The 18780-nt window shown below is 57.7% G+C and carries 24 protein-coding genes and 2 pseudogenes; 13 read left to right on the top strand and 13 right to left on the bottom strand.

Annotated features, from left to right (window positions below; all coding sequences use genetic code 11):
* The first annotated feature begins 25 nt into the window (after positions 1–25).
* Entirely contained in the window at positions 26–301 is a 276-nt protein-coding gene (locus HV744_RS20795) for a GlsB/YeaQ/YmgE family stress response membrane protein (protein ID WP_175151299.1), read from the top strand.
* 277 nt (positions 302–578) lie between these two features.
* On the opposite strand, the gene HV744_RS20790 is transcribed toward HV744_RS20795, so the two are convergent.
* Complete coding sequence (locus HV744_RS20790) at positions 579–1052, bottom strand: PRC-barrel domain-containing protein (protein ID WP_175151298.1); 474 nt, start codon at positions 1050–1052, stop codon at positions 579–581.
* Positions 1053–1303: 251 nt separating this feature from the next.
* Here HV744_RS20790 and HV744_RS20785 point away from each other — a divergent pair, with 251 nt between their 5' ends.
* Positions 1304–1516, top strand: coding sequence for a DUF2442 domain-containing protein (locus HV744_RS20785; RefSeq protein WP_175151297.1), 213 nt, complete (start codon positions 1304–1306; stop codon positions 1514–1516).
* Positions 1517–2110: 594 nt separating this feature from the next.
* Positions 2111–2350 carry a DUF2442 domain-containing protein gene (locus tag HV744_RS20780; protein WP_175151296.1) on the top strand — a complete coding sequence of 80 codons (240 nt, stop codon included), beginning with the start codon at positions 2111–2113 and terminating at the stop codon, positions 2348–2350.
* 274 nt (positions 2351–2624) lie between these two features.
* Here HV744_RS20780 and HV744_RS20775 read toward each other — a convergent pair whose 3' ends face one another.
* Positions 2625–2945 (bottom strand): hypothetical protein, encoded by a 321-nt coding sequence (locus HV744_RS20775; RefSeq protein ID WP_175151295.1) that lies wholly within the window; start codon positions 2943–2945, stop codon positions 2625–2627.
* Positions 2946–3282: 337 nt separating this feature from the next.
* Between HV744_RS20775 and HV744_RS20770 the strand changes: the two genes are divergently transcribed.
* Together HV744_RS20770 and HV744_RS20765 are read left to right on the top strand one after the other, a co-directional pair.
* Complete coding sequence (locus HV744_RS20770) at positions 3283–3672, top strand: hypothetical protein (RefSeq protein ID WP_246279125.1); 390 nt, start codon at positions 3283–3285, stop codon at positions 3670–3672.
* A gap of 262 nt (positions 3673–3934) precedes the next feature.
* Positions 3935–4282 carry a response regulator gene (locus tag HV744_RS20765; protein ID WP_175151294.1) on the top strand — a complete coding sequence of 116 codons (348 nt, stop codon included), beginning with the start codon at positions 3935–3937 and terminating at the stop codon, positions 4280–4282.
* A gap of 347 nt (positions 4283–4629) precedes the next feature.
* Here HV744_RS20765 and HV744_RS20760 read toward each other — a convergent pair whose 3' ends face one another.
* The 6 genes from HV744_RS20760 to phaP all read right to left on the bottom strand — a co-directional run bounded on the left by HV744_RS20760 (position 4630) and on the right by phaP (position 7905).
* Entirely contained in the window at positions 4630–4893 is a 264-nt protein-coding gene (locus HV744_RS20760; RefSeq protein WP_175151293.1) for a hypothetical protein, read from the bottom strand.
* Positions 4894–4930: 37 nt separating this feature from the next.
* Entirely contained in the window at positions 4931–5212 is a 282-nt protein-coding gene (locus HV744_RS20755) for an RNA chaperone Hfq (protein WP_175151292.1), read from the bottom strand.
* Positions 5213–5299: 87 nt separating this feature from the next.
* On the bottom strand, positions 5300–5572 hold the full coding sequence (locus tag HV744_RS20750; protein ID WP_175151291.1) for a hypothetical protein: 273 nt from the start codon (positions 5570–5572) through the stop codon (positions 5300–5302).
* A gap of 171 nt (positions 5573–5743) precedes the next feature.
* Positions 5744–6016 (bottom strand): DUF1488 family protein, encoded by a 273-nt coding sequence (locus HV744_RS20745; protein WP_175151290.1) that lies wholly within the window; start codon positions 6014–6016, stop codon positions 5744–5746.
* A gap of 379 nt (positions 6017–6395) precedes the next feature.
* Positions 6396–6629 (bottom strand): hypothetical protein, encoded by a 234-nt coding sequence (locus tag HV744_RS20740; RefSeq protein WP_175151289.1) that lies wholly within the window; start codon positions 6627–6629, stop codon positions 6396–6398.
* Positions 6630–7329: 700 nt separating this feature from the next.
* Positions 7330–7905: a TIGR01841 family phasin gene (gene phaP / locus HV744_RS20735; protein WP_175151350.1), complete on the bottom strand. Its 576-nt coding sequence runs from the start codon at positions 7903–7905 to the stop codon at positions 7330–7332.
* 945 nt (positions 7906–8850) lie between these two features.
* Here phaP and HV744_RS20730 point away from each other — a divergent pair.
* From HV744_RS20730 to HV744_RS20700, 7 genes and pseudogenes are all read left to right on the top strand, one after another.
* A complete protein-coding gene (locus HV744_RS20730; protein ID WP_217469144.1) occupies positions 8851–9351 on the top strand; it encodes a hypothetical protein in 501 nt (166 codons plus the stop codon).
* A 61-nt stretch (positions 9352–9412) separates the two neighbouring features.
* The gene (locus tag HV744_RS20725; RefSeq protein ID WP_175151287.1) at positions 9413–10153 is read left to right on the top strand and encodes a 3-ketoacyl-ACP reductase; all 741 of its coding nucleotides are present in this window, start codon (positions 9413–9415) and stop codon (positions 10151–10153) included.
* A gap of 245 nt (positions 10154–10398) precedes the next feature.
* Positions 10399–10602 carry a cold-shock protein gene (locus tag HV744_RS20720; RefSeq protein WP_137333051.1) on the top strand — a complete coding sequence of 68 codons (204 nt, stop codon included), beginning with the start codon at positions 10399–10401 and terminating at the stop codon, positions 10600–10602.
* 450 nt (positions 10603–11052) lie between these two features.
* Positions 11053–11562 (top strand): GGDEF domain-containing protein, encoded by a 510-nt coding sequence (locus tag HV744_RS20715; RefSeq protein WP_175151286.1) that lies wholly within the window; start codon positions 11053–11055, stop codon positions 11560–11562.
* Between the two features lie 128 nt (positions 11563–11690).
* The gene (locus tag HV744_RS20710) at positions 11691–12044 is read left to right on the top strand and encodes a hypothetical protein (RefSeq protein ID WP_175151235.1); all 354 of its coding nucleotides are present in this window, start codon (positions 11691–11693) and stop codon (positions 12042–12044) included.
* A pseudogene (locus HV744_RS20705) lies at positions 12040–12183 on the top strand (tetratricopeptide repeat protein); the annotation flags it as partial. The gene HV744_RS20710 and the pseudogene HV744_RS20705, both read left to right, overlap by 5 nt.
* Before the next feature lie 178 nt (positions 12184–12361).
* Positions 12362–12643: a hypothetical protein gene (locus HV744_RS20700; protein ID WP_175151285.1), complete on the top strand. Its 282-nt coding sequence runs from the start codon at positions 12362–12364 to the stop codon at positions 12641–12643.
* Between the two features lie 57 nt (positions 12644–12700).
* On the opposite strand, the gene HV744_RS20695 is transcribed toward HV744_RS20700, so the two are convergent.
* On the bottom strand, positions 12701–13099 hold the full coding sequence (locus tag HV744_RS20695) for a hypothetical protein (RefSeq protein WP_175151284.1): 399 nt from the start codon (positions 13097–13099) through the stop codon (positions 12701–12703).
* Positions 13100–13568: 469 nt separating this feature from the next.
* On the opposite strand from HV744_RS20695, the pseudogene HV744_RS37450 reads away from it, so the two are divergent.
* Positions 13569–13982, top strand: a pseudogene (locus HV744_RS37450) (error-prone DNA polymerase); the annotation flags it as partial.
* Positions 13983–14010: 28 nt separating this feature from the next.
* Here HV744_RS37450 and HV744_RS20690 read toward each other — a convergent pair.
* The 4 genes from HV744_RS20690 to HV744_RS20675 form a co-directional block, all read right to left on the bottom strand.
* Positions 14011–14973 (bottom strand): plasmid partitioning protein RepB C-terminal domain-containing protein, encoded by a 963-nt coding sequence (locus HV744_RS20690; protein ID WP_175151283.1) that lies wholly within the window; start codon positions 14971–14973, stop codon positions 14011–14013.
* Positions 14961–15872: a ParB/RepB/Spo0J family partition protein gene (locus HV744_RS20685; protein WP_175151282.1), complete on the bottom strand. Its 912-nt coding sequence runs from the start codon at positions 15870–15872 to the stop codon at positions 14961–14963. Before HV744_RS20685 ends, HV744_RS20690 begins: the two co-directional genes overlap by 13 nt.
* Positions 15844–17433: a recombinase family protein gene (locus tag HV744_RS20680; RefSeq protein WP_175151281.1), complete on the bottom strand. Its 1590-nt coding sequence runs from the start codon at positions 17431–17433 to the stop codon at positions 15844–15846. The genes HV744_RS20685 and HV744_RS20680 overlap by 29 nt, the downstream gene beginning before the upstream one ends.
* 685 nt (positions 17434–18118) lie before the next feature.
* The gene (locus tag HV744_RS20675) at positions 18119–18712 is read right to left on the bottom strand and encodes a plasmid partitioning protein RepB C-terminal domain-containing protein (RefSeq protein WP_175151280.1); all 594 of its coding nucleotides are present in this window, start codon (positions 18710–18712) and stop codon (positions 18119–18121) included.
* Between the last annotated feature and the right edge of the window lie 68 nt (positions 18713–18780).

Below are 18780 nucleotides of genomic sequence, written 5' to 3'. Positions count from 1 at the left end.
GATTTAGCTCTATAGGAGATGAAACATGGACCCAGTCTCGCATGGAATCATTTTCTGGCTGATTATCGGCGGCGTCGCAGGCGCTTTGGCCGGGCGGATTGTCGACGGCGGCGGCTTCGGCATTGTGGTCGACATCATTGTGGGAATTGTCGGAGCCTTCATAGGAGGCTGGCTTGGCGGGGCGCTGGGGCTGCACCTGGGAAGCGGCATCATCGGCTCACTTATTATGGCGCTGATTGGCGCGGTTATCCTGCTCGCTGTCCTGCGACTATTCAGCCGAGGTCGAACGCGCCCGCTGTAAAGCCGGCAAGTTTTTTGCACACCGACACGTATCGCTACTGATGGCAAGTAGGTCGAACTTGAATCAGTGCGGCAGGCAAGTGGGTACGGACAAAGAGCGATGTAGATGCGGCGGACCGCATCTACATCGCCGAAGCGACCGAAGCGCGTTACGTCTCAATTTCGAGAACGCCTTGTCGCCAGAGTCACGCGCCTACGCCACCGCAGTGGGGCGCGGTGACGTAGGTCTGGCGCAACAGACAAGCTGTCCGCGTGGCATCGCCTACCTGTTATGTTTTTCAGTGCTCGCTCGGCCTGATGCTCGGGTCGCTTTCCACCACCTCGTGGGTCGCTGACCAGTACGGCTGCCGATTGTAGTAGTTATACGTCGACTCGCCCCACTTCGCATCTGCCATCATCGGCCAGTGGTCCTTGTCAAAGCCCGGGTCGTCCTTGAGGCGCTGTGCCGTAATGTCGACGACGAAGCACTTCTCGTCCGTATCGAGGGTCAGTGCACTCCACGGGATGGCATGTAGGTTAGAACCCATTCCGAGGAAACCGCCCTCAGAAAGTACTGCGTAGGCGATGCGTCCGTTCCTGACGTCGAGCATGATGTCTGAGATTTTCCCAACGTGTTCGCCGTCAGAGGACATGACCTTGTCCCCATCGAGCGTTGCTGCGGCCATGATGTCCGGCCCCGGTCCTTCACCCGTACCGCCGCCGACTATGCCAGCTCCGCGTCGGGTGCCACCTTGCGGGTTGATTGAGCCCATGATTCACCTCCTTCGAAAAAAGGTACTCCACTCGCGCGCAAGTGGTGTTCCCGAGCCAGCGGCGGTACAGGTGCGACGATGGCCAGAACTTTGAGGGGCCGGCGTTGCAATCGTCATCAATGGCTTACCCCAAGTGAAGAGGTCGCTCCAATTCAATCGCGATGCCGGGGGCAACCTGCTTGCCGGCGTTTTTTGTTGGGCGCAACCTGTGACGACCTGTCGTTCAGATGCTTCCCGTTCAGGAGGTGACCATGCGCGGCGTCGTATTTGACTTGCGATTCGACAATACCCATCTGCTTCTCAACCTGTCCGATGGTCAGTCCGTGCGATTCCCGCTGAACTGGTTTCCTGTTCTGAAGGCGGCAACGGCGACGGAACGCGAGCACTTTGCGATTTCGCTGGACCAACAGCAGTTGTTCTGGCCTGAAATTGATGAGGACCTGAACGTTGCCGCGCTGCTTTGATTCTTGTCCTGTACGACAAGATGCAAGCGCTTGTAGACCCGTTTGCGGTTTCGGGTCGCAGACCGCCCGGTCGAAAGGCGGGGCAAAACCTGAAGAGCATGAGCTCTTCTACGCGGAACCGGGACTTCAATGCCTGAGCGTTTGCGTGATGACATTTCGTGCATCGCAATTGCATCCGCTCTATCTCTTCCGCGTGTTTGCGCACGGAATCATCTGACAAAAATTCCGGCTCGCGCAGCGTCCTGCCAGGCCACGGAATGCTCCTCTGTGAATTCACAGGGTCGACTTTCCAGCCGATGTCACGATGCACGCGCTTACCAGTTATGCGGGCGCCGCGTTGAGCAGGTATGTCGGCAGCGACGCCGGTCTATCCGCTGGACAACCTAAGGACGAGTTATGCACAGATTTGTGAACAGATTTTGTGGATAACTCGTGCTGTCCGCAGCCCAAGTGGATAAGTCTTGACTCACATGCCTGTGAACCGCCGGCCGTCGATGCATCGAGCATTCTGGCTGGATTCTCGAAGTACATGCGCTCTTGAACGCAGCTTTGCCGCGACCTATCTTTAAGGTGATTCTGATTCAGGAGGCGACCATGGAGCGCACTGCAGTGGACGTGCATTTTGACAGCGTGCATCTGTTTCTCGACATGTCCGAAGGTCCCGCCGCGCAATTCCCGCTGGACTGGTTTCCCGTGCTGCAGGCAGCCACAGCAGCCGAGCGCGAACACTTTGCCATCTCTCTGGACCATGAGCAGATATTCTGGCCCGAAATAGATGAGGACGTGAACGTTCCAGCGTTGCTTTCATACCGACCCGAGAGCGCGGGTCGCTAGTGTTTTCGCTTTTAGCGTTTGTTGCCTGGACCTCTTGCGCGTGCGCAGCCGACGCGGACGATGCACGCGTGGGACACGTTCTACAACGAATTGCCAGCATATGCGGGACTGCGGGGCGAAGCCAGTCTGCGCCGATATCGCGAACTCCTCGAGAAAGGTTGGAAAGTGTTGCCATTCCTCGCGCCGAGCAATGAGTTTCGCCGGTCGTCCAGGTCGATGATATGTCCCGAGATGGTGTAGCCCTTGTATGTTTCGAACGCCATTCCCTGATGTGTCACGAGCGGCGCCACTCCTCACGATGTTGGGGGCAGTCCGGACATCTGTGCCAGATTTTCGTGACCAGCGCATCGGCGTAGTTGACCGTCATCGCATCGGTGAACCGCCGCGCCGGGATGATGGTAGTCAGTTGGACGATGTCGAGCAGCACCACGTCCTGCGCAATCGCGTGAGCGCGTCGCGCAAGCGTCACCCGGTCAAGCCAGCCCGTCGTCAGGTGGTTGCGCGCAAACCAGATGCGAGTTGATTCAGCAAGGTTTGCCTCCGACAGCCACGCGCCCTGCAGCGCGAACGCCGCCAGTTCGGCGCAAGATAGCAAAGGAGTGCCGCTATCTGCTCCCTCGTGAGTATGCGAGCATCTTCCATAGGACGTCTTTCAGGTTGACGGCGACGGTTGACCCAATCGCACATATGTGAAGGCCGGTCCTCCCGGCGAATGGCACCGTCGCCATCGAGGCGGTCCGTTGACCGCGCGGCTATGAGCGCATGATATCCGCCAGGTCATCGAGTGACAGCGGCTTGACAAGACGGCAGTCAAATATCCGTTCGTCAGTCTGCTCGCTATTGGCGACATCGGTAGAGCCTGTCAATGCGACCAGGCTATTTCTCGCGAGAGGGATAACGACAGTGCATGGGAGACGTTCAAAGGAGGTCCCGTGGCGACGAACATGTGGGCCACGATGGCGGCCGTTCGCGGGAAGACGCATCCGCACGACGGCATTGCCCTATATCACCGGCTGCTGCCAATCGCGGCGGAGAGTGGAACGCGAAACACCCGTTACGAAGAGGCATTCGGCATTGTGCGGACCATCGGGAAGCTGCGCGCGGAGTTGAAGGAGCATGCAGAGTTCGCCGATGAACTCGCGTCTATCCGCCAGACCTACCGCGCGAAGCGCAACCTCATCAAGCTGCTGGCAGTGCTCGGTTGGGTTGGCCAGGGGCGAAACCTTTCCCTTCGGCGCGACTGTGACCGCTTTCGGCGCGGTCTTGAGCGCAGCAACAATAACTTTCGCCAAAGTCCCACGCTGAGCCGCCATGTCGGCTGATTGCTGTGCCACCAGTGTAGTGTTAGCAGTGGCTATATGGCCGAGGCCTTTGCTGGAAAATGCCCCAGGCGCGTCGAGTCCAGTGCTCGCGCGACGAGGGAGACGTGCGAATTTGCAGCGATTTCTATGACGAATAAGCACGTTGGCCGCGAGCACGGATGCGATGGCGCTCAGCGTGGGTGTTAGTCGCGGCAGTGAACCGCATGGCATCGCAAGGTGGGCCGACAGACCTCGCGTGTTCTGCATGTTGGAGTGCTTTCCGATGAAAGTTCTTCTGGTAGACGACTACAGTGCTACAACTGACCTGCTCGCCGACGTCGCATGCTCGATGGGGCATGCTGTGACGAAGGCGTATTCCGGTGCTGACGCATTGGTTGCGGCCGGCGGTGACGGCGCTTTCGATTTCATTCTTCTGGACATTGGACTGCCCGACATTAACGGCCACGAATTGTGTCTGCGGCTCCGTGCATCCGAGAAATATGCGTCCCGGCGCATCTTCTCAATGACCGCGTATGACGACATCCGCGAGCGCTTCGACATGTCCTGCTTTGATGGCCAGATTTTAAAGCCGCTATCGCTTGAACAATTCGAGTCTTTGCTCTCAGGTTGAAGCGCGCCGCAGCCGCGCTCTTGGTAGGCGACGCCGCGACGTTCACTTTTGCATCTTGTCAGGTGTCTCGACGGAGACAGCTGTCGTATTTGAAAAGGGTACGATAGCCGTGTTCTGACAGCGGTCGTTAGTCGACCAACGGCTTCGAGCACCGGTACGAAGCCTTTTTGTGAGAGTACTCCTGAGTAATGTGCCACAAAAATTAAAAGAGCGTCGCTTGCGTACCGGGGAGAAGGCGAGTGCTTACGGCACGAGAGGTTAGAAAATCCGACGCCGCTTCTACCCATCTAACGGCCCGAGCGCGCGGGCTACGACCTGGCTGAGACGCACGGCAAAGCATTCGAGCATCATCGTTCTGCCAGCTCGTCATCAATAAGCCGTTGGGCGGCACTAAACCCCGCCATCAGGGCTTCAGCTTCATTGGCGAAAGTCCGTTGGCCTTCGTCAGAGAGCCGCACCGGGGGGAGCTCGCGTCCGGACAGCCGGTGTCGCACAGCAATCTTCACCACGAGACCTCCCGCGGCGACTACCGAGCCCGCGACGATAACAGCCGGCACCGACTCGACTTCAATGGTCGCCTCGAAGCCTCGATAATCATATGCACGCCGCATAACAACCTCTCTTGACGATTAGGGCGTTCATAGATAGCTATTTGCGAATCCGAAGCCGGTTCAACTGGCGCTCTCGCGCTTCCGGCATGTCGGATGCGGGGCGAGCAGGCGGTTTCCACCCGCCCGGCAGTACGGTGGCAATCGCGTGCTTCATGATGGATTGCGAGCCTGTGGGTGACTCAAACCAGACGGTGTAACGGTCAAACGATTCGATTTTTCCGGTCAGACGGGTGCCGCTCTTGAGAAAGACGCTCACAGTGGTCTTGTCTCTGGACAACATCTGAAGAAACGTGTCTTCTACGGAGGGCGAAAGGGCCATCAGGAACTCCAGCGCGATGGATGTGAGCCAGTCGGCGGCAACGCGACTGCGGCATTCCGTGAGTACGAGTACGGGAACGGCGGACGTCTAGCGAGTGCCCCCGCACAAAGCCGACCTTTGAGATTGTCGCCAGGGTGAGTTCAGGTCTCGTTTCTCGACCAGCGCATCGAAAGCTTCCCGCGCGTCCTTCAGTTCCTGCATGGCCGCCGCGAATATGGCCAATTCCAAGGTCGACGGTTGCTCATGTGGGTCTTCTGCATAGCGCGCTTCCAGCCGTAGTGACGCGGCTTGTACTTCTCGCGCGGCGCTCACCACGCGCTCGAGGGCGCGTGCCTCCGCCGAGACCTTATTTTCTTTCATTGTCGTTGTTTCCAGGGGACCGGGCACGACCGCCGTCCGAACGCTACGGTCGGCGTTTGGCGTTGCTTCGCTAAGGTTGCCTGCATTGGAAGCACGCAATGCACCGATTCTAAAAGATGCGTCCAATCTAATCGGTGCGGGACGTCACAGATGGTCGCCGCAGGAGCCGCGTTATCGGTCCGCGAAGTCTGCTGCCGACAGTACTATCGGGGCGCCGGTTTTCTTGAGCATTCTTCTTTCGACGGCTGCCGTTATACGCTGGTGTCCGTCGGCGAACGCTTTCAAGACGCGCGCCTGGTTGGCGCCGGCCGGTAACCAGAAATGCCGTTCGAGCGCGTCCCGGGTGATTGAACATTGCACCGACTGGTTGCGAACAGATGCAACGAAAGCAACCACTTTTCCGTCTGAAGAAACGCAGGGTTCCGCGGTGAAAGTGTTGTCCATGCTTGTATGGATTCCTTATTGGCCAAAATGCAGGGTTAGCGCCGAGAGCACCCGCTGGCATGCCTGGTCAATAATAAATCAGACGGCCCCCGGGGGGGTGACCGCCGTCGAGCCCTTTCGTTAAGCGGAAGCGTCACCGCAACCCATAGGGTAGCGGGCGCAGTGCAGTCAGGATGGTTCGCAGCGACGCCTGTCCCGACACGATAGCCTGAGACTTTCTTCCCTTGTAGTTGCATCTGCAACCAACTCGCGACTTCGATGGCGTGGTGCAATGGGAACTCCGAAGCGGCTATCGATGAGGCGAGTTCCGCCAGGATGGGCGAGCCCCTCTGCCGATTTGGCCTAACCTATCGACTGTTCCGAACTGGAAACGGATATTTCAGGCGGGGAATGCATCGATGCTTTCCAACAATCTCTGCAGTCGCTGTTGTTGGTTCGGTGAAAGTCCCTGCGTCGCAAGTGCCTGAAGCACTCGCCCGCGCCAGTAAGTTCTGGAGAACAGCGAATCCGCTCCTTCCGCGCCCAGCACCTGCTCAAGATGGCCAATCGCGGGGTCGATATTACGGAAAGTATAGGGACTTATGCCCGTCGGGTTTTTGTCGATGAAGGTCATTGCGTGCGCTCTGATTTACCGGCTTCTGCTTTCCGGCGTGTGTCCGAAAAAAACGGTCGCGCCCAACTTTACTGATATGAAAAATAAAACAGATAGGTCGGGATTTGAAATCAGGCAATACAGCAAACAGGCTGCTGCGATGACCCAATCACACGGCGCTGGCGCTAGCACATACTCTTGGCCCATGGGTCTCGGGCGGGAACACCTGCCATGTGCCGTCATCGTGCCGGAAGAAAAAAAGACCAACCGAACCTTCCGGTCGCTGTGCCTCCACGCGAACGTAACGCCGCCGGCTCGTGCCAGTGCAACTGAATCGGGTTACCCGAATCGGCATCGTTGCAGTTGGTGTGAGCCATTTTTCAACCAGCGAACGCAGGGACCTTTCTGCCGTGTTCATCCACTCCTCCTCCAGTCTCGTTACCGCCGGCTCGGCGTTGCCCTGTGACACGAGCCTCGATGTACCTGCGGCCTCGAAGAATGTGGTCGCTTCGCGTGATGGATACCGGACGAAATCAAACGAAACTCTGGCACGCGACCTGCGCAACGTCGCCTGAAAATTTCTGGCTCTGGAGACGGGTTTCGTGACGGCGTGCGAGGCGCACAGGGCGCCTCCGGGCGCCACAGGCTGCCAGCCCGCAAGCAAAGCGGGCGGGGTGGTCGCTTGAACAATTTGAAAGCAGTGAGCTACGACGGAACGCTATTACTTCTCACTGGTTTCGACCGGCGCTGCAAGCTGTCGAGTCCGCTTGGCCGAGGTCGAAGCCGCCGCGCTGATATTGCTCTCCGCAGTCTCGACCGCCTGCTTTGCGGCCTTCCTCGCAGCTTCATACGTCGTGTTCGCCGTCTCGCTTGCCGTGGTGATGAAGTTCTTCCACGCAGCCACGGCGTTTTCGCTTCCTGCCGGCGCGTTCTTTGCGACGCTGTCGACAAATGCCTGTGCATCGTGCTGGAACTGCTTGATTTGTGCTTCGGCGACGGCGGCGAATTCGGCTTGAGTGCTGGAGATAATTTCGTAAACGTGGCGCCAGTATGACTGTGCCTTTTCTATGGCGGGTTGAGCCTGGTTTGCCTGTTGTGCGAAAAACTCCTGCGGCGCTCCGGCCGAAAACGCCTTGACCAGGATTTCCTGATTTTCGGCGAGGCCTGATTTGACCGCTTGCACGTTCAACTCGACCAGCTTTTCGACGGCGTCAAATGATTTGGTCAGGATGCCAAATGCTGTGTCAACACCGGCTTTCTGCGCAGCGACGAGTTGTTCCGGGGGAATACTGCTCATCATTAACTCCATAGAGGTGAGGTGGCCAAAGTCAAAAAGTCAGATGACTGAAATCGCACGCGACGGGCCACGAAGTACGAACGGTTTGTGCGATGCAGCAATGTCCCATTCTATGAAGGGTTGCCCGAATGTCAACTACAGGTTCGGCGGCAGCGCCGGGCGACGTATGGGAATGTGGGCAAACGCACCGTTGGCATTGGAGGAGAGCGAGCACCAGGGAAATACCCGTAGAACATTTGGGTTCCTCAGGATGATATTGATGACCTTTTACTCAGATGTGTGCGGCGCCACAAAAGCGTCACGGTTCGTCGACCGGGGTGGCTATGAAACGGCGGAATTGGACGATGAGAGCCCGTCCTGCTCGACAGTTAGTTACCGGATAACCTCGGGCGCAGGCTTGATGTGCCGCAACGATTTTCGAAAAAATATTTTCTGTTTGACACCGGCATACTGGCGAAGGGATAGTCGAGCCAGCAACTATCCGCCAGTCCGGCTGCGATGCAGCGCGACCGCGAGTTGCGCATGACGTCATGAGGGCGTCATGACGGGCAGGCAAGTTTGACCGGCAGCGGAAGAGAGCCGGTGCTGAATGGCATAAAAATATATCTGAGAGACGTTAGTCAAGATGAATCCACATACTCAAAGTATCGGTCATCTCGAGCGTAGTGCCGGGAATGACCGCCTGAGGCGCGCCTTGGCCGCACGCCTCGACAGGGCATTGAAGCGGGCCGGCATCAGTTCGACACGCGCAGCGAAGTGGCTGGGCGTGAGTGAATATGACGTGCAATATTGGCGACGCGGAATCACCGTCCCGCCGCTGAGCGCTTGCATGCGTCTCGCCACTGTCCTCCATCTCGATGTTCATTGGCTTTGCACAGGGCAGCCGCAGGCTGCCTGATTGGCATTTCGCGGGAAACGTGGGCCAAGGGAGTTTCTCTCCCGTAGATGCCCATACGTTCTGATGTTCGCAGCTCGGTCGGCATCGCGCTCGCAGTGATGCCGCCGTACGCATTTCTGATACGGCACATCAGGTGTTATTGCACAGAAGCCGGGGATATCAATGTGAAGCCAGCTAAACGAAACGGGACGTTCGACGAAGCACCGCGCCTGAATAATTACGAGGTGGAGTTGGCGCGAGGCGCCTCGCATATCGCGAGCACGCTGTACGAGGAAAGCATGCTCGCGGCGGTCAGGGAAAGCATTCTGGAGTTCGAGGCCTCGCACGGACGCGACGACCTGAAGACATTTGCGCATGCCCTTCTCGGAAGACTGGAGTTGCGCGGGAAGCCGGCGGCGGCCAAAGTGCTCCAGCACTTTATTGAGCGCGGCCGTTTGCCCGAGGAGGTAACCAGCGCGTCACCCGGACCTGTGTCTGCTCGCCAACCCGCCGCCCGGAAGCGGAAAAGCGTGGACTCACGAAAGGCCAAGACGCGCGAAGCAGCGTAAGCCGCATGCATGCGAACCATAAATTTCAATCCTTAACCGCAACAGCAACCGAGGGAAGAACATGTCAAAGCGAATCGCGTATGTGACCGGTGGTATGGGTGGAATTGGGACAGAAATCTGTCAGCGATTGTTCAAGGACGGATTCACGGTCGTCGCCGGTTGTGGGCCCAACTCTCCCCGGCGCGAACGATGGCTGAAGGAGCAGGAGGCGCTCGGATTTTCTTTCACCGCATCCGAAGGGAATGTCGGCGACTGGGACTCTACGGAGGCTGCGTTTGCCAAGGTGAAAAAGGACGTCGGAGAAGTTGACGTGCTGGTGAATAACGCCGGCATCACGCGGGATGGCACGTTTCGCAAGATGTCGAGGGAGAACTGGAACGATGTGATTGATACGAACCTGACGAGCCTCTTCAACGTCACCAAGCAGGTCATCGAGGGGATGGTCAGCAAAGGATGGGGGCGAATCATCAACATCTCATCCGTGAACGGGCAGAAAGGACAGTTCGGCCAGACGAACTACGCCACCGCGAAGGCAGGCATTCACGGCTTTACAATGTCGCTCGCGCAGGAAGTAGCGACAAAGGGCATCACGGTGAATACGGTTTCTCCCGGATACATCGGGACTGATATGGTCCGTGCCGTGCGTCCCGAAGTGCTGGACGCAATCATTCAGGGCATTCCGGTGCGCCGTCTTGGTGAGGCATCGGAAATTGCGTCAATTGTTGCGTGGCTTGCCGGCAATGAATCCGGCTTCTCGACCGGTGCTGATTTTTCGCTCAACGGTGGGCTTCACATGGGTTGAGGCCTTTTGGGACGGGTGGTCCGCGCAGGCCGCCAGGAGTCAGGGCCTGCGTTTGCGCCAAGGCGGCGACGGGATGCAAGCCGCTTTGCGGCACGCACATTGATGGCTCAATACAAGACCAGTCGCGGTACATTAGCGACCACTGGGACGCGCAGAATCAGTGTCAGCGTGGTAAGACTCTTCCTTTCGTCGCGCGGTGAAAGGCAGCAAACGAGAATGCAACACTAAACTTTTGTGGAATAAACATGGCAACCGGAACAGTAAAGTGGTTTAACGACGCGAAGGGTTTCGGCTTTATCACGCCGGACGACGGCGGAGAAGACCTGTTCGCCCACTTCTCTGAGGTTCAGGGCAGCGGCTTCAAATCATTGCAGGAGAATCAGAAGGTCAGCTTCGAAGTGAAGCAGGGGCCGAAGGGCAAGCAGGCTGCCAACATCAAGCCGCTGTAGCAAGCCGACGCTCGCCTCGTCGCGATGAATGGGCGGTTATGCGGTCCATTTCGCAAAACGTACAGGCAACCAACCGGAGACCCGTATGTGCGATGCGCCGCATATCGAACCTGCATCCCGCCTCGCCATCCGCAAGACGTTGCGCTTTCTCGCACGCGACTCCCGAAATCCCTGCGCGGCCCTGGCTTACTGGCTGGGTGTGATGGAACCTTCACTGGAACCCAGCTTTTTAACGCCATGCAAAAGTACGGTCCGCTGATGCAACTGGTTCTGCCCGATGAACGTCCAGGCGTCTTCGTGAAGCGGGACGCCGTTCAGAAAGTCCAGGATTCCGGAGTTCTAAAGCGACTCTTTTTCAAGGACGAGTCATCACTCGACGTTCGATATGGCGGGCCGTGCCGCGACCTCTACCAGAGGTGAATCGCGCTGACGGAGCAGGAAGGATACCTTGTGCTCACCGCCGCCGGGGATGGACAGGCGGCGCTCGCCGTAACCGGACTCGCCAACCGACGTTACGCGCTCGCTCTCTTCGACGCCGCAATCTCAGCGTCGATTCGGACAGCGCCACTTTCCATTGCGCTACTTGACCTTGACCGTTACAAGCAGATTAACGACCATCATGGCCATCTCGCGGGCGATGACATTTTGCGGGACTTTGCGCAGACCACCCTTGGTGCCGTACGGCGGTCGGATATTGTTGGCCGCATTGGCGGCGACGAGTTACTCATCGTTCTTCCAGGTGCATCGCTGGACGAAGCGTCGGCCGCCGTCGAGCGACTGCGCCGTGAGGTCTCTGGACGTACAGTCTGGACAAGCGCGGGACGGAGAATTCGCTACGCGTTTTCTGCCGGGGTGTGCGAGGTGCTGCCTTCCGACGATGCGCGCAGTGCATTGTCGCGCGCGGACCGCGCACTTTACGCAGCGAAACGGGCGGGCCGGAATCAGGTGCAGCGGCGATAAGCATCGCAACGGTACCGGTACCTGAACACTCCGTGACAGCTGGCGTAATTTCGCGCAAGTGTCCGTATGCAAATACGAAGGCGCGACCACTGGAAAGGCGAAGTCTGGTCCGCTCAGCGAACGCCGCCATGGCTACGTACATCAGAGCGCGAAGAGAACAGAGCGCCGTTGATATTTCCGTATGCACCCAGTTATGGTACTTCCGGCGACCCGCAACATTTGTTGTTGTGAGCATCGACCACGAAGCGTACGATAATACGGTATATACGGTTTTCCCGGGCGTGGTGATGTGGGACTTTGATTGGGGGACCCTCTGGGGCCGGAATGACCGAATGGCCCTCCGTGAAACGGACGCGGCGGGCAACGACAATGAGGTTACGGGGCGTTTTTTGGGAGAAACGAACATGTCGGAAAAGCACCTTTCCAGCAGGTTCGACGCGGACCTCGACCTCCTTTCATCGAAGCTGCTCGAAATGGGCTGAGCGCAGTTATAAACGCTGTATCGAGCTTGACCCGTCGTATGCCGACGCACATCACAATCTGGCAATCCTGCTCGAGACGCGTGGCGACCAGCAGGGTCTTATACGCCATTTGAGCGCTTATCGCCGGTTGACGGACTGAATGACTACCACTGCTGCGACGCGGCGGCGTTCATATCGCGCAAGCCCGTGTGACTGTGCGGCACACGCGCGGACGCGGACGCGCAATCGAAGCGTCGCATCTTCGCCAGTTCCAAAATCGGAAACCCATCCCCGGACGCTTCGGACAGCCGGCGACGGCATCTTATGAGGGAAGTGCCATGGACCGTTCTGAATTCCTGCTGGTCACGCGACAACTAGCAGCAGCGGCGCAAATTCTTGCCACGGCCGGTCCGCAGGACCTGCGGGTAGACGCGCTCCGGATGCTCGAACTCTTTCGTCGGTACGACCAGATTGGCACCGCTTCGCATGTGGTTGCAACATCAAACGACGAGTTGTTTGCACGCACGGGCCATGCCGCCCTCACCATGGCTGGACGCAATGAGTTCGCCGCGTCGCACGCTCTTCTTGTTCAGGCCAAGTCTCTTTTAACCGAGGCATGAAATCAGCGGCGGCGAACTGGACGCGGTTACGCAGCTCGATTGTCGAACCTCGGCGGTTCAATGGCCATGCCCGCCTCCGTGCCCGCCATGACCGCCCCAGTGGCCATGTCCACCACCCCAGTAGCCGAAGCTGAACGACACCGACGGCCCCCACCAGCCGGGCCAGCCATACCACGGGTAGGGGGGATAGTACGCAGGGTAGTAGGCGGGCGCGACGTACATGGGCGCCGGAGAGACATACGCGGGTTCACTCGGCGATGCGGGCGGGATGTTCTGGGCGTCGGCGCCGTTCGACAAGCTGTAGCCTTTCGCAGGGACTTCGTGCTGGGTAGCGACAGTAGGAACGGCGGGATAGTATCCGTATGGATAGTAGCCGGGGCCGAAGTAGTAGCAGCCGGACAGCGCAAGCAGTGCAACGGCGCTACCGGCGCGCGCCGTTGCCGGGAAGGGCTTCATGACATGCTCCTGTTTCGTCGCGACGCCACGATGCGACGCGGCGCGCAATTATGAGCATACTTCAGCGCTGGGATGGAGGGAACGGGGCGTGTATGGCCGGATGCCGGTCCGACCCCAACCGCAATGCCTGAGGAGTCGAGTGTCCGTGGGGCAGTTCAATCGCCCCTGAAGTCGTGGCGCCGCTGTTGGAAGGCTTCTACCGCGAACGCGCCGAAGAGAAGGTGGCATTGGCAGACGCTTAAAGTGCGAAGTTTAGGAGCTCACATGGTCGAAGGAAGTGATTGCAAGTGCCCCCGTGATTTCGCACGGCGTTATCTCGATTGGGCGAAAGTAACAAGCCGAGTGTGTTTCGACTAGCACTTGGCAGTTCGGGCGAAGTCGAATTTAATGAGTTTTATCCAGCACTCAAGCTTGCGCGCCGGCCTACGAACTTTCGGCGTTACGCTTGGCGTAAAGGGAAAGCTGACGGGCGAATGACATCGTTGCAGACTACAGGTCCATCGGATTGACTTTAGGCCGACATCCTTTGGAGTTGCTTCGGCCACAACTGCTCGAGAACCGCCTGATGCCAGCCTCGACACTGCGCATCTATCGCGATGGCCGCCTGGCTCGTGGGTGCGGGCCTGTGACCGTACGTCAGCGCCCTGGCACAGCAAAAGGTGTGATGTTTGTGACGCTCGAAGACGAGATTGGCAACGTGAACGTCATCGTCTGGCCCAGCCTTCTCGAGAAGCAGCGGAAGGAAACGCTAGGGACATCTTTGCTTGCCGTGTACGGGACGTGGCAATGTCAGGGCGACGTTCGACATCTGGTCGCACAGCGACTCGTGAACATGTCCCATTTGCTTGGTGGCTTGATTACCGCAAGCAGAGACTTTTGCTAGCGGCCATTCAAGCACGCCCTTCGACCCATTACCGGCCGATAGCATTTCCGTCAACTCTGCGGAAACTCTTGGACCTCGGCTCGCTGGATTTTGATTTTGCACGCGCGACGCGTACGTCATTGCTGATGGTTTTGAATTGCGCCGAGAAATCGGGATGCTGTTCGCTCAGCCAACGACTCACGCACTCATTGTCGAGAAGTTTTGCAACGTAAGCCGCTGACACTGTCAGATGAAGATGCTCGATGCCATACCGCTCGTCGGTCTGGGCCACAGTAGTCTGAAGCGTGGCGAGCTCCTGCTCCAGTTTCATCAGCTGGTCGGCAACTTCGTCACCAGTTTTTCGGTCGGAACCCTGTTCGAGTTGCTCAGGCGGGGTCGCCGCGACAATTGCGCGCGCAAATGCGGAAGTAAAGTTGCCCTGACCGCACATAAGTTCGACAGCTGCAATCTGCCTGAGAGGCTTCAGTAGCTTCAAGGCCTTGAAGGTTGTTGCAGGACAGGCCTTGTCTGCAAGCAATGCAGCCGCCTCCGGTGAAATGCCATCAAGCAAGCTTGCCCGACGCCTGACCGTATCGACCTCGATACCCAGCACCAAGGCAATCCGCTCGCGCGGCACCCCATGTTCGATGGCTTTGGCAATCATGCGCGCGTCCTGGGCTGAGGTCAGCCGGCTGATGTATTTGTTGTAGGTGTAGGCTTCATCATCCGTCGCGACGATGCACAAGGCTTCGTTCAAACCCAGGCGGCGCAGCGCTTCGACCCGCAATCTGCCATCGAGAATGCGGAATACGTTCTTGTTGTCTCTGATACGAGTCACAATCAGGGGCTCGACAAGGCCAACCGCCGCGATAGAGGCGAGAACCTGCAAGAATTTTTTCCCCGAGGCGGCGGTTTTCGGAAGTGCTCTCGACGACTCCAACAAGTTAAGTTGCAAGAGGACCGGCTGGCTTTCGAAGGTCGTTTTCAACGGGTGTAGTTTCAGCTCAACCATGATTTTCCCTCGCCACGGATACGCTGGTCGAGAACACGGGGCAGCGTAGTAAGTCCCTCCTGTTCGAGCAGATGGATGAATTCACTTTCGCGCATCAGTTCACGGAGCGCGTGAACGATAAATAGTAGACGTGCGTGTACGAGTTCAACCCTCTTCGCGAGCACTCTCTGTCGCTCGCTTTCCCGCATATATAGCCTACGCAGCTGGTCCGGAGCCAGTTCACGCGAGCGAGTGCCGGCGGGTCCCTTGCAGACCGGCAACGCTTTCCCTCCAGACTTGATGCGACGGTTCAATAACCTGCGCACCACGGCGAGTTGTGGCCCCCTTAACGTTCCTTCCTCGTATGCATCGGCCAACGCAGACTGAACGTCTGCGTCATTGGCACGGGCAATGTGGACAGCGATGCCAATCGGTATCGTCCCCGCTTCGACAGCCGCGATGAGCCTCTCTTCGCCTCGGTCAAGCAGGAACATCAAGTGTTCCAGATAAGCGACAGAGAGGCCGACTTTCTCTGCCACGATGCTGTCGGTGTAGCCTTCTTTACGCAGGCTCTGGATGTCTCTGAGTAGCTCAAGAGCCGAGTGGTTTCGCCGGGCAATATTTTCAACGAGGCTCATGATGAGGCACTCGTCTTCGGCTTTCTCAACAACATTCGCTGGAATGGTGCGATAGCCGAGGGCCTGCACAGCCTCGAGTCGACCTTGGCCACAAACGAGGTCGAAAATCGACGTCTCATCAGCCGACGTTTTACGGCTCACGGTAATCGGCTTCTTCAATCCAACTGCCGCAATGTTCTCCATCAACGCCTGCCTCTGTCGCTTGCTGCGGGTTCGGGGGTTGAGCACCCGAATCTGGTCCACCTGGATATCTTTAATTGGAGATAGCAGATTGGCTTCCATCGAATGCCTCCAGGCAAGTTCTCGCAGACAAATCAAGCAGAATACTCTCGTCGGGGTATCGAAACACTTCGAACGGGCCGCTGCTTCCACTGCGGATGGAGAGCGAATATTCGCAACCAGGTGTCAAACTACCCCTTGGGAAAACATATAAGTCGACAGGGACTCGGAAAGCGGAATCAAGTCTTAATATCACCAAAAGGTCGGGCGAGGAATATGTCGGCCAACGAACCCTCCAGCGCGGGCCCCTGCGGTCGTAGCGGAGAATCAGGTGAACGGCGAATCTGATGACGAGCTCGTCATTCACCCGGATGGTTGTCTCGTCCTGCGAGATGTCCACACGGTGGCCGCGAGCTATCAGGTCAGAGGTGGTCTTCTCAATGCATCCCTGAAGGGCCGCCCGGGAGGCTCGAAAAATCTCAAGCTCAGCGCCACGGTATCCTTGCTCATAGCCAACGAGCGCGTACGCATTCTTCATGCAACCAAACCGCCGAGAATACGTTTTTCCAGCAGGCATCCCGGGCGCACTGTCGATAGCCTTCGCGCTGACTACTTCAGCGGATGACAAAAAATCGCGCAATTTTTTGAGAACCTCAGCGTCGCTAAGGTACTGTGTCCTATTGGTTCGAATCCTTTCCGCTGCGTCAAATGTCGGGCGGTCGACAAGAGCCGGAAAGACGCCTACAGCTCGGGTCCACTCGGAAGATGAGTTCCTGTGCCAGCTAGCATTGAGCTTCTTGGATGTTCTGGCATAGATATTAGTCCCAGCATACTTTTCGCTACTGAGAATGTCTGTAATCTGCTGAGGGTTCCACGGGTGACCACGTCCATTACAGATGCCGAATACATTCAGCCTGTCTGCAATCCTCTTGCACCCGACTCTCTGGTAAATGTACCAGTCATAGATTCGGCGAACGAGCGCCACTTCGCGTTCGTCACCGGGCGTCAAGATAACCCTGTCTGTCTGGATACTTTTGCATTCCCTGTTGCGTAAGGGGCCCTTGACGACTCCATTCGAGGCGATTAACACCCGCTGTAGTCCGAAGCCCGGGGCCGCCCCTTGCCAGAAACCTCGTTCGGCAAGCCGGCATTGGCCGCTAAAAACTTTCCGGGATAGCTCACGGCTGTATTCACCCGCCATCGTCCGCTTAATCGTCTTCATCAATGCTGCTGTGGCACTGCCATCCCAAGAGAACTGCTCTGCGCAGTACACGACCTGAACACCTGCCTGCCTGCATAAGTACTCGTAATGCGCACATTCGTCTACGTCCTGGAAACGTCCCCATCGACTCACGTCATAGACCAGTACGAGACTGAAGGAGTGGTTGGGTGCCTGAACGTCCTGGAGCAATTGTCGTAGAGCCGGGCGGCCTTTCAGAGTAATGCCGCTTTTACCGGCATCTTCGTACGTCGCAACAATGGTTATTCCTTGCCTCTCCGCAAATTCTGCGATGGCCAGCCTCTGGTTTTCGGTGGAGTACTCCTGATAGTCCGTAGACATGCGTACATACTGCGCAGCAAAATTGCCAGCGAGAGAGGGCGACGAACTAACTGCCTGCTGCATGTCCGTCTCCTGGTTTGCGCGCGGTTATTAGTGATAGGCCGGTAGGAGCACAAGTCAAGAAACATCGCCGCTTCGTCGGGTTTTTTGAGTTAGGGTCCCAAGCGCTTAACCCACCGGCATTCCGTGGGACGTCAAAAACTATTTTTGTGCGTCGTTCATGCCCCCAATGTCGCTGTCGCGTATGCGGTTACAGACATCGATTGCGCATTTCTGATTTGTTGCACTTGTCATGCCCCCCGACCTTGCTAGCCGTGTGAATTGATGGCTCAAAATCTACCCTGCGGAGAATCAAAATTTCAAGTCTATCCACGCTGTCGACACACCAGCGGAGCCTTCGCGCGCCAATGCAATCATTACGTCGACAGAGGATTTAATGAACACCGCGAAAGCTCACTATCTTTCGCTCGCTCTCCCGCTTTCAGCACCGCCAGGTGGGCGGCAGACGCTCCAGGCGGCCAACGTCTCCGCATCCTTGTCTACAGGCAGAATGCTCGCCATGTCTAATTGCCCGAGTCGCCGCACGTGTTTGCGTGGCAAGAGGCTTACCAAAGTTCACGCGGCGTACTTGAAAAGGGTTTTCGCCTCGATTTTCGCTCGGCAATGGTCGAGGAAATACACGAGCATTGTCGGACATGGCTCATAGGTACCGGTCGCGATTGACTGGCCACGACCCGAATGATGTCAGCTATTTCCTGCGCTTCTTCCGGCATTCAGTCGCAGAGACCGGGCGGTCATAAGGAAGCTTCATAGGGCGGCCGGGGGTGGTGGAACGCTCGGCATCGCGGACCACCTGTGTTAGTACGACAGCGTGGTCCGGGTAGTGCTGGCCAAGCCATCCGGCGACCACTTTGTTACTCATCCAGCCTCGTACCCAAGCCGCTGCCAGTGCCAGATTGGCCAGGTTTACGGAGCGGTCATGCTGCACCTTATCTAACGTCCGATGCAACCGAACCAGTTTCTCTTCCATGTGCGCGAGGCGCCGCACGTTATCCGGATGGGACTGGCGACCGCGCGCGTCGTCCGTCCGGTCGACGGCGAGTGTGGCCGCCAGAAGGGCTCGTGCAAAATCACCCGTAAGGTTGTTGTCCGCTACCATCACTTCCGCCGCCTCTATCTGGCGGTCTGGAGCCATCCTCGCAAGCGCCTCGATAGCTCGCTTCGGCAACACCTGTCCAGCGAAGAGAGTTGACGCCTGTTCGCAAAGCAGTTGCGGCTCCGGGCCTGTTGCCGCTGGCTCACGGGCGCGGTGTATGAACCTTGTGGTTTTTGCTTTCACCATGGCTCAGTCCCTCCAGTTGCTGACAAAGAAGTTTCGGCATTGTCGTAAACGATTGAGCGGCTAGCAGC

Origin of the sequence: Paraburkholderia ultramafica, assembly GCF_902859915.1 — a bacterium.
Taxonomy (GTDB): Bacteria; Pseudomonadota; Gammaproteobacteria; order Burkholderiales; family Burkholderiaceae; genus Paraburkholderia; species Paraburkholderia ultramafica.
This window is presented reverse-complemented; position numbering and strand designations above follow the sequence as displayed.

Coding starts and splice junctions, on each gene's coding strand:
- HV744_RS20795 (WP_175151299.1), top strand. CDS start 26: ATGGACCCAGTCTCGCATGGAATCATTTTCTGGCTGATTATCGGCGGC.
- HV744_RS20790 (WP_175151298.1), bottom strand. CDS start 1,052: ATGGGCTCAATCAACCCGCAAGGTGGCACCCGACGCGGAGCTGGCATA.
- HV744_RS20785 (WP_175151297.1), top strand. CDS start 1,304: ATGCGCGGCGTCGTATTTGACTTGCGATTCGACAATACCCATCTGCTT.
- HV744_RS20780 (WP_175151296.1), top strand. CDS start 2,111: ATGGAGCGCACTGCAGTGGACGTGCATTTTGACAGCGTGCATCTGTTT.
- HV744_RS20765 (WP_175151294.1), top strand. CDS start 3,935: ATGAAAGTTCTTCTGGTAGACGACTACAGTGCTACAACTGACCTGCTC.
- HV744_RS20760 (WP_175151293.1), bottom strand. CDS start 4,893: ATGCGGCGTGCATATGATTATCGAGGCTTCGAGGCGACCATTGAAGTC.
- HV744_RS20755 (WP_175151292.1), bottom strand. CDS start 5,212: ATGGCCCTTTCGCCCTCCGTAGAAGACACGTTTCTTCAGATGTTGTCC.
- HV744_RS20750 (WP_175151291.1), bottom strand. CDS start 5,572: ATGAAAGAAAATAAGGTCTCGGCGGAGGCACGCGCCCTCGAGCGCGTG.
- HV744_RS20745 (WP_175151290.1), bottom strand. CDS start 6,016: ATGGACAACACTTTCACCGCGGAACCCTGCGTTTCTTCAGACGGAAAA.
- HV744_RS20740 (WP_175151289.1), bottom strand. CDS start 6,629: ATGACCTTCATCGACAAAAACCCGACGGGCATAAGTCCCTATACTTTC.
- phaP (WP_175151350.1), bottom strand. CDS start 7,905: ATGAGCAGTATTCCCCCGGAACAACTCGTCGCTGCGCAGAAAGCCGGT.
- HV744_RS20730 (WP_217469144.1), top strand. CDS start 8,851: ATGCCCATACGTTCTGATGTTCGCAGCTCGGTCGGCATCGCGCTCGCA.
- HV744_RS20725 (WP_175151287.1), top strand. CDS start 9,413: ATGTCAAAGCGAATCGCGTATGTGACCGGTGGTATGGGTGGAATTGGG.
- HV744_RS20720 (WP_137333051.1), top strand. CDS start 10,399: ATGGCAACCGGAACAGTAAAGTGGTTTAACGACGCGAAGGGTTTCGGC.
- HV744_RS20710 (WP_175151235.1), top strand. CDS start 11,691: ATGGCTACGTACATCAGAGCGCGAAGAGAACAGAGCGCCGTTGATATT.
- HV744_RS20700 (WP_175151285.1), top strand. CDS start 12,362: ATGGACCGTTCTGAATTCCTGCTGGTCACGCGACAACTAGCAGCAGCG.
- HV744_RS20695 (WP_175151284.1), bottom strand. CDS start 13,099: ATGAAGCCCTTCCCGGCAACGGCGCGCGCCGGTAGCGCCGTTGCACTG.
- HV744_RS20690 (WP_175151283.1), bottom strand. CDS start 14,973: ATGGTTGAGCTGAAACTACACCCGTTGAAAACGACCTTCGAAAGCCAG.
- HV744_RS20685 (WP_175151282.1), bottom strand. CDS start 15,872: ATGGAAGCCAATCTGCTATCTCCAATTAAAGATATCCAGGTGGACCAG.
- HV744_RS20680 (WP_175151281.1), bottom strand. CDS start 17,433: ATGCAGCAGGCAGTTAGTTCGTCGCCCTCTCTCGCTGGCAATTTTGCT.
- HV744_RS20675 (WP_175151280.1), bottom strand. CDS start 18,712: ATGGTGAAAGCAAAAACCACAAGGTTCATACACCGCGCCCGTGAGCCA.